The 8,044-nt window shown below is 29.7% G+C and carries 6 protein-coding genes, 2 tRNA genes and 2 rRNA genes; all 10 read left to right on the top strand.

Annotation, left to right across the window (positions count from 1 at the left end; translation table 11 throughout):
- A 5S ribosomal RNA gene (gene rrf, locus TCEL_RS14455) occupies positions 1-80 on the top strand; the annotation flags it as partial.
- A 6-nt stretch (positions 81-86) separates the two neighbouring features.
- Positions 87-164: transfer RNA gene (locus tag TCEL_RS12640), tRNA-Ile, on the top strand.
- 6 nt (positions 165-170) lie between these two features.
- Positions 171-246: transfer RNA gene (locus TCEL_RS12635), tRNA-Ala, on the top strand.
- Positions 247-267: 21 nt separating this feature from the next.
- Positions 268-382, top strand: a 5S ribosomal RNA gene (gene rrf / locus TCEL_RS12630).
- A gap of 378 nt (positions 383-760) precedes the next feature.
- Complete coding sequence (locus TCEL_RS12625; RefSeq protein WP_018666974.1) at positions 761-2,992, top strand: SpoIID/LytB domain-containing protein; 2,232 nt, start codon at positions 761-763, stop codon at positions 2,990-2,992.
- A 352-nt stretch (positions 2,993-3,344) separates the two neighbouring features.
- A complete protein-coding gene (locus tag TCEL_RS12620; RefSeq protein WP_018666972.1) occupies positions 3,345-3,899 on the top strand; it encodes a uracil-DNA glycosylase in 555 nt (184 codons plus the stop codon).
- A 30-nt stretch (positions 3,900-3,929) separates the two neighbouring features.
- The gene (locus tag TCEL_RS12615; RefSeq protein ID WP_018666970.1) at positions 3,930-4,154 is read left to right on the top strand and encodes a DUF3892 domain-containing protein; all 225 of its coding nucleotides are present in this window, start codon (positions 3,930-3,932) and stop codon (positions 4,152-4,154) included.
- A gap of 95 nt (positions 4,155-4,249) precedes the next feature.
- Entirely contained in the window at positions 4,250-4,822 is a 573-nt protein-coding gene (locus TCEL_RS12610) for a uracil-DNA glycosylase (RefSeq protein WP_018666968.1), read from the top strand.
- A 13-nt stretch (positions 4,823-4,835) separates the two neighbouring features.
- Positions 4,836-6,200 carry a UDP-N-acetylmuramoyl-L-alanine--D-glutamate ligase gene (gene murD, locus TCEL_RS12605; RefSeq protein WP_018666966.1) on the top strand — a complete coding sequence of 455 codons (1,365 nt, stop codon included), beginning with the start codon at positions 4,836-4,838 and terminating at the stop codon, positions 6,198-6,200.
- Between the two features lie 120 nt (positions 6,201-6,320).
- Positions 6,321-7,685 (top strand): sodium-dependent transporter, encoded by a 1,365-nt coding sequence (locus tag TCEL_RS12600; protein WP_018666964.1) that lies wholly within the window; start codon positions 6,321-6,323, stop codon positions 7,683-7,685.
- Positions 7,686-8,044: the final 359 nt, after the last annotated feature.

Here is an 8,044-nt window from a genome sequence, read left to right as displayed (position 1 = left end):
CATTCCGAACACGAAGGTTAAGTTCCGCAGGGCCGATGGTACTGCACCGCACGGTGTGGGAGAGTAGGTCGTTGCCGGATAGTTGAGGGTCCTTTAGCTCAGCTGGCTAGAGCAACCGGCTCATAACCGGTCGGTCCGGGGTTCGAGTCCCTGAAGGCCCACCAAAATGTGGGGGTGTAGCTCAGTTGGGAGAGCACCTGCCTTGCAAGCAGGGGGTCAGGAGTTCGAATCTCCTCATCTCCACCATACATAAAATAATAGAGCAAATCTGGTGACTATGCCGCGGAGGAAACACCCGTTCCCATTCCGAACACGAAGGTTAAGCTCCGCAGGGCCGATGGTACTGCACCGCACGGTGTGGGAGAGTAGGTCGTTGCCAGATTTGCTTTTTTTTAGGTATAAGCATGATGTTTATTTTTCATTTCTATATAAAATTCAATATGATTAAAAAACATAAATATGCACTTGTTGGATGCCTCCTTTCAGGTGATGTGTTGTTGTGTGTAATTTATTTTACCAGGCATCTAAACAGGTGCATATTTTTTTGTAAAAAAATATGCTGAGTTACATTATATTAACGTAATAATAGATTTTCCGATGCATCTAAATAAGATTATAAAATGTAGAGAGAATAGTATTAATTGTAATTCATATCATCAGATGATTTGTTTTAGGAGAAGTCTTATCAAATTTAATAATAATTATTAAAAACTTGCAAAAAATTGTAGATTAATTTACAATTTAAAAAGGGGGTGGGAAAATGAACAAAAAATTAATAGGAATTTTAATAGTTTTAATCATTATATTTAATTCATTAACAACTTTAGCAGCTACTCTTAGTGAAAAGTATTATACTAAATTAAAAATAGGTCTTGTAACTATGTCATCAAGTAATCTAAATATAAAGTTGAATGGAGCATATTTTGTTAATGGAAATATAGTACAAAGTGGTACAAATATTATACTTAGTGTAATCAATGGGAAAATGTATTATAACAATAGTGAAGTACAATTTTTGGACTTAAAGCCTATTAATCCTGAAAATACTTTGACCATTAACTCAAGTGGTAAGTCATACAATTATTTAGGAGAGTTTAAGTTTAGCTTAGATGGAGATAAAATTATACCAATTAATATAATAGATATAGAGGATTATCTTAAAGGTGTTGTTGGATATGAAATGTCAAATAGCTATCCAATTGAAGCTTTAAAATCTCAAGCAGTAGCTGCTAGAAATTATGCATTAAGCAATTTAGAAAAACACAAGAATAAAAGTTATGATTTATGTGATGATGTGTGTTGTCAAGTTTATAGAGGGTTTGATCCATCTTTAAAAAATGTTATTAAAGCTGTTGAAGATACAAAATCAGTTGTACTTCTTTATAATTCTAATATTGTTAGTGCATACTATTCTGCTAGTAATGGTGGTTATACTGAAGCAAGCCAAAATGTATGGGTTCAGGCTATACCATATTTAGTAGCTCAAGAGGATAAATTTGATAAGGATTATAATTGGACAAGCCAATTTACGTCACTTAAAATAGATGAAATATTGAAAAGTAAAAATATATTAACTAAAGATGATAAGTTTTTAAAAATAGATATTAATAGTATAAAAAAATATGAAAGTGGAAGAATTCAGGAATTAAATATATTATACCAAGATAAAGATGGTGTACAAAGAATTAAAACATTTAAGAAAGAATCTGCAAGAACATTTTTAAATCTAAGGAGTTCATTATATGATATTACATATAATGAAAAAGATGATACTTATACATTTAAAGGTTCAGGTTATGGCCATGGAGTAGGAATGAGTCAAATAGGCGCCAGAAACCGTGCATTAAATGGACATACTTATGAACAAATTCTAATTTTTTATTACAAGGGTACTTTTTTAAAGACTTTATTAGCAAAAGTAAAAAATATTATATTAAATAAAAATGAAATATTAGTAGGCCAGAACTTAATATTGACATCTCAAGCTGAGAGTGGAACTGGGGAATATTTATATAAATATGTAATTGAAAAAGATGGACGAACTGTGTATATAAGAGATTTTTTGGCTGATAGACAAGCAATATTTACTCCATTTTTAGAAGGTAATTATGTTGCTACAGTATATATAAAGGACATAAAATCTTCAAACAATTATGATGATAAAGTTTCTTTAAGTTTTAAAGCTTTTAGTTCACCGAAAATTAAGAGTATATCAGTTGGACCAGAAAAATTATATGTTAGAAAAGACATATATATAAAAACTGATATTTTAGGAGGAACATCAAAAGACAAGGTAATAGGTTTTGAAGTATTTAAAGGTGACAGAATAGTAGCATCTAAAGTATCGAATAGTTCAGCATTTAGTTTTATTCCTTATGATGAGGGAGAATACATAGTTAGGGTGAGAGTAAAGGATAGTGTTAGTGAAAATGATTATGATGACATAAGAGAGTTAAAATTTACAGTTGAAAAAGAACCAATTGTTTCAAGAGGTGGAGCAGCTCCTGTTCAACAAAATATTAGATTAAATATAAGCAGAAATCTGCGTTTAAGAATGATGGGAACAGATGTAAAATTACTTCAGGAAGCATTGGAAAAACTGGGGTATTTTAAATACCATACTACAACTACATATTTTGGAACAATAACGGATAAAGCAGTTAGAGATTTCCAAAGAGATAATGGTTTAAAGGTAGATGGTATTGTAGGTCCAGCTACTAGAAATGCAATAGAGATTAAATTAAATAATCGAAATGCAATATCCAATATTCAAGTTAAAAATGGTGCAATTTTATTATCATATGGAATGAGTGGAGATGAAGTGAAAAGATTACAGTCAAAATTAAAACAGTTAGGATATTTTAAATATCCATCTATAACTGGATATTTTGGGTCAATTACTGAATCAGCATTAAAGGCTTTTCAGAAGGCAAAAGGATTGCCACAGACAGGTGTTTTAGATTCTCAAACTTATAAATTGTTGTATAATTAGAGATTTAAAAAGTGTATTATTAGTAAAAAGAGTTGAACTTAGATTCAACTCTTTTTATATTGATTATTTACACAAAAACCTAAGAATATTATACTCTATTTACGAAGTAAAAAAGAGAGCCAGGGGGTCTCCTGGCTAGGGTCAGTTAATAGGGTTCAATCATGGGGATATGTTATATGAAAGGGTCTTTTCGCTAATTATTACAATATAAATATAACACATTTATATTTAATGTGCAACATATTTAATAAAATTTTTTATAAATATAATAAATAAATAAAATGAATGCTAATATATATACTGTTATATAATACATTTATACGTTATATAACAATAAATAGGGGTAGATTATATGAATTATATTGAAGAGTTAAAACAATATGTTTATAATTGCAAGAGATGTAGACTAGCACAAAGGAGAAAAAATGTAGTGTTTGGTGAGGGAAATATAAATGCAAAGCTTATGTTAATAGGTGAAGGACCAGGTGAAGAAGAAGATAACACAGGAAGGCCTTTTGTAGGAAAAGCAGGAAAATTATTAGACAAAATGCTTGAGGCAATAAATATAAAAAGAGAAGATGTGTATATAGCTAATATAGTTAAATGTAGACCACCTAATAATAGGGTTCCATTTGATGATGAAGCGAAGGCATGTATAGTTTATTTAAGAAAGCAGGTAGCTATAGTAAAACCTAAAATAATTGTGTGTTTAGGATCAACTGCAGCAAGGTATGTAATAGATGAGAGTATTAAAATTACAAGAGATAGAGGAGTATGGTATAAAAAAGGAGATTTTTATATAATAGCAACTTTTCATCCAGCAGCTCTTTTAAGGGATGAAAGTAAGAAAAAATTTGCTTGGGAAGATTTAAAAAAGATAAAAGCTATGTATGAAACCCTTCTTTAAGTGAAACAATAACTAAAAAGGAGGGGTAATATGCTTAGAATAACAGGTGTAAAACATGATAAAAATGGAGAAATTATATCTTATAGATTAAATACAGGACAAATAATATCAAAAGGTGAAGGTATAAAGCTTGCAGAACAAGGTCAAATAGAAGGTGTAACTGTTGGAGTGTCTAAATCAGGAGAGAAGTTCTTAAGAAGTTTACCAGATGGGGATAGCAGAAATAACCTTGATAATTTACCAGAAATAATGTAATAGGTGGATTTCCACCTATTTTTTATTATTTGCTTTAAAATTATAAAAGACTTTTTTTACAAAAGGTAGTAAAATATATAGCAAGGAGTGATAAAATGGATTTAACAACTATTTATAAAGAATATAGTGATAAAATAAAAGAAGTCTTTGGGGAAGATAGAAAGATTGTTTATGGAGATGGAAATACGAATGCTGATATTATGTTAATTGGTGAGGCACCTGGAAGATTTGAAGAAGAACAGGGAAAGCCGTTTGTAGGTCAAGCAGGCAAAAATTTAGATGAATTTATAGATATATTAGAGATAAAAAGGGAAGATTTATTTATAACAAATGTTGTAAAGGTTAGACCATATAAAATAAATGAAAAAACAGGGAGAAAGGTAAATAGAGCACCAAATAAAAAGGAGATAGAATTATCTTTAGATACTCTATTAAAGGAGATAGAAATAGTATCACCCAAAATAATTGTAACATTAGGAAATACTCCACTTAAGGCATTATTAGGAGATGTAAAAATTGGAGATGTACATGGAAAGTTAATAGAGTATAATGGAAGATTTATATATCCACTGTATCATCCTGCGAGTATAATATATAATAGATCTTTATATGATGTATACATAGAAGATTTAAAGAATTTAAAGAAATATATTAAAAGTAATTGTTAGGGAGGCGTTCTAATTGGCACATTCATTTGATGAGTTTAAAAAATTTGTATTTGGGAAAAAAGTTGCTATAGTTGGAGCAGGAATAAGCAATACTCCGCTTATACAAATGATGATAGAATTAGGAGCAAATGTTGTTGTATGTGATAGAAAAACAAGTTTAGGAGAATATGAAGAAGAATTAAGAAGTAAAAATGTTAAACTATATTTAGGTGAGAATTATTTAGAAGGAATAAAAGATACAGATATTATATTTAGAACACCATCATTAATGCCAACTAATCCCTTCATTAAAGCAGCAATAGATAGAGGAGCATATGTGACATCAGAGATGGGTGAATTTTTAAAGTATTGTAAAGGGAAAATTATAGGTATAACAGGAAGTGATGGAAAGACAACCACGACAACACTTGTATATGAAATGTTAAAAAAACAAGGATATAACGTTTTTTTAGGTGGGAATATAGGTAATCCATTGTTTCATAGAATTGAGGAAATAAAAGAGGAAGATTTTGTTGTATTAGAGTTGTCAAGTTTTCAACTTATCGATGCAAAATATTCACCTAAAATATCAATCATAACAAATATTACACCAAATCATCTAGATGTTCATAAAGACATGCAAGAATATATAGATGCAAAGAAAAATATATTTTTACATCAAGGTGAGGATGGGGTTGTTGTATTAAACAAGGATAATGAAATAACAAGAATTATTTCAGAACAAACAGATAAAAAAGTAAGATTGTTTTCAAGAAGAGAAAATGCATTTTCATGTTTAGATGGAGATAAATTAATAGTTAATAACAATGTAGTTTGTAGAGTAGATGAGGTAAAGCTTCCAGGTATGCATAATATAGAAAATCTACTTGCTGCTTTTGCGGCTGTTTATGATTTTGTTTCTATAGATAATATGAGATTTGTTGCAATGAATTTTGCAGGTGTAGAACATAGAATAGAATTTGTAAGGGAAGTAAATGGAGTAAAGTTCTATAATGATTCAATTGCTTCAAGTCCAGCAAGAACTTTAGCAGGATTAAAATCATTTAAGAAGAAGGTAATTTTAATAGCAGGAGGTTATGATAAAAACATACCTTTTGAACCTTTAGCAGAAGAAGGAATAGATTATATAAAATGTTTGGTATTAATGGGAAAAACAAAGGATAAAATAAAAGATGCATTTTTAAGGGTTATGAAGGAAAGAAAAATAGATTTACCAATAGTTATTGCAGACAGTTTGGAGGATGCTGTATTTAAAGCATATAAATCAGCAAGTGAAGGAGATATTATAACTTTATCACCTGCATGTGCTAGTTTTGATATGTTTAAAAACTTCGAAGAAAGAGGTCGAAAATTCAAAGAAATTGTAAATAAAATTTGATTGACTTAAACTTGCATTTTTTATACAATTATAAACAATAATATAAAGCACCCAAAACGAGTTGGGTGCTTTATATTATAAGAAAACTTTTTTAATTTAAATTATTAAAGGGGGATTTGTATGCAAAACAAAAAAAGAGAGACATTTTCATCAGGACTTGCAGTATTCTTTGCAACCTTAGGTTCGGCAGTAGGTTTAGGTAATATATGGAGATTTCCATATATTACAGGTATGAATGGTGGAGGTGGATTTTTATTCATCTACATATTATGTATGCTTCTCGTTGGCATACCTATAATGATTAGCGAGTTTTACATTGGAAGAAAAACAAGATCTAATGCTGTTGGGGCATTTAGAAAACTAAATAAAGATAATTTTAAATTTATTGGACTTATGGGTGTTGTATCAGCATTTTTAATTATGTTTTTTTATAGTGGAGTTGCAGGTTGGGTCTATTCTTATGTATTTAAAAGTTTAATGGGTACATTTAAAGGCGTCACTCCAAAGCAGGCTGAAAATTTATTTACGTCCACTATATCAAATTATGGTACAGCCTACTTATGGCAGGTAATAGTTATAGTTGTTGTTTCAACTATTCTAATAATGGGTGTAAAAAATGGAATTGAAAAAGTAACAAAGACGTTAATGCCTATTTTATTCATATTGATTATTTTAATAGACATAAGAGCAATAACTTTATCGAATTCATTTGAAGGTTTAAAGTTTCTTTTTAAAATTGATTTTTCAAAAGTAACAAAAGCGAGTATATTAGTAGCATTAGGACTAGCATTTTTTAAATTATCCATAGGTATGGGAACAATGATTACTTATGGAAGCTATTTTACGGAAGATAATGATATGCCACAAACAGCATTAAAGGTTGCTTTTTCAGATCTTTTAGTTTCATTACTTGCAGGAGTTGCAATTTTTCCAGCGGTATTTAGTTTTAACATGGAACCAACAGCGGGACCGGGGCTTTTATTTATGACTATACCATTAGTGTTTTCAAAGATGCCATTTGGAAGAGTTTTGCTTACGCTGTTTTTCCTTTTAACATCATTTGCAGCTACAACAGCAATGATTTCATTAGTTGAAGTACCTGTTGCTTATCTTGCTGAAGAAAAGAAAATGGATAGAAAGAAGGCAGTAATTTTAACAGCTATTATAATACTCTTATTTGGTTTTTTAGCAACAGCATCAATTGCAGGAGATAATTTTATAGCAAGTATAAAGTTGTTTGGGAAAAACTTTTTTGATTTCTTTGATTTTATATCAAGCAATATTCTATTACCGCTTGGTGGTCTGTTTATAACTATATTTATTGGATATGTTGTTAAAAAGGAAGATGTATTAAATGAATTAAGTAATAATGGAAGGATAAACAATAAAAATATATTAAATGCATTTGTTTTTGTAGTTAAGTATGTAGCACCTATTTTAGTTGTAGTTATTTTCTTGAATTCACTTGGAGTTTTTGGGAAGTAATTATATTGAAAAGCCATGAAGGTTGTAGGCCTTCATGGTGTTTTTTATTACATAACTTAAAACAACGTTTCTTGGTGTATCTTAATAAAAAAATAAGAGAAATAATGAGATTTTTATAGAAATAATAATATAATTTTAAATAAATGATTATAATTATTGTGTATTTAAAAAGATAGGGTGATAATATATAAAAGTCGCTTGCGGGGAGCAGCGATGAAAAAGAAAAAACAAAAAAGATATTGACAAAATGAAAAAGACGTGATAACATAAATAAGCGTCGACGGTCCTTGAAAACTGAACAGCGAGAGCGAACGTACTTTGAAGCTCAGGTTAGAACATGAGAGTTTGATCCTGGCTCA

Source organism: Thermobrachium celere DSM 8682, assembly GCF_000430995.1.
GTDB lineage: Bacteria > Bacillota > Clostridia > Clostridiales > Caloramatoraceae > Thermobrachium > Thermobrachium celere.
The sequence above is the reverse complement of the archived record's forward strand: the minus strand, read 5'-3'. Positions and strand labels throughout refer to the sequence as shown.

Excerpts from the sequence above, each read along its gene's own strand:
- TCEL_RS12625 (WP_018666974.1), top strand. The coding sequence starts at position 761 with ATGAACAAAAAATTAATAGGAATTTTAATAGTTTTAATCATTATATTT.
- TCEL_RS12620 (WP_018666972.1), top strand. The coding sequence starts at position 3,345 with ATGAATTATATTGAAGAGTTAAAACAATATGTTTATAATTGCAAGAGA.
- TCEL_RS12615 (WP_018666970.1), top strand. The coding sequence starts at position 3,930 with ATGCTTAGAATAACAGGTGTAAAACATGATAAAAATGGAGAAATTATA.
- TCEL_RS12610 (WP_018666968.1), top strand. The coding sequence starts at position 4,250 with ATGGATTTAACAACTATTTATAAAGAATATAGTGATAAAATAAAAGAA.
- TCEL_RS12600 (WP_018666964.1), top strand. The coding sequence starts at position 6,321 with ATGCAAAACAAAAAAAGAGAGACATTTTCATCAGGACTTGCAGTATTC.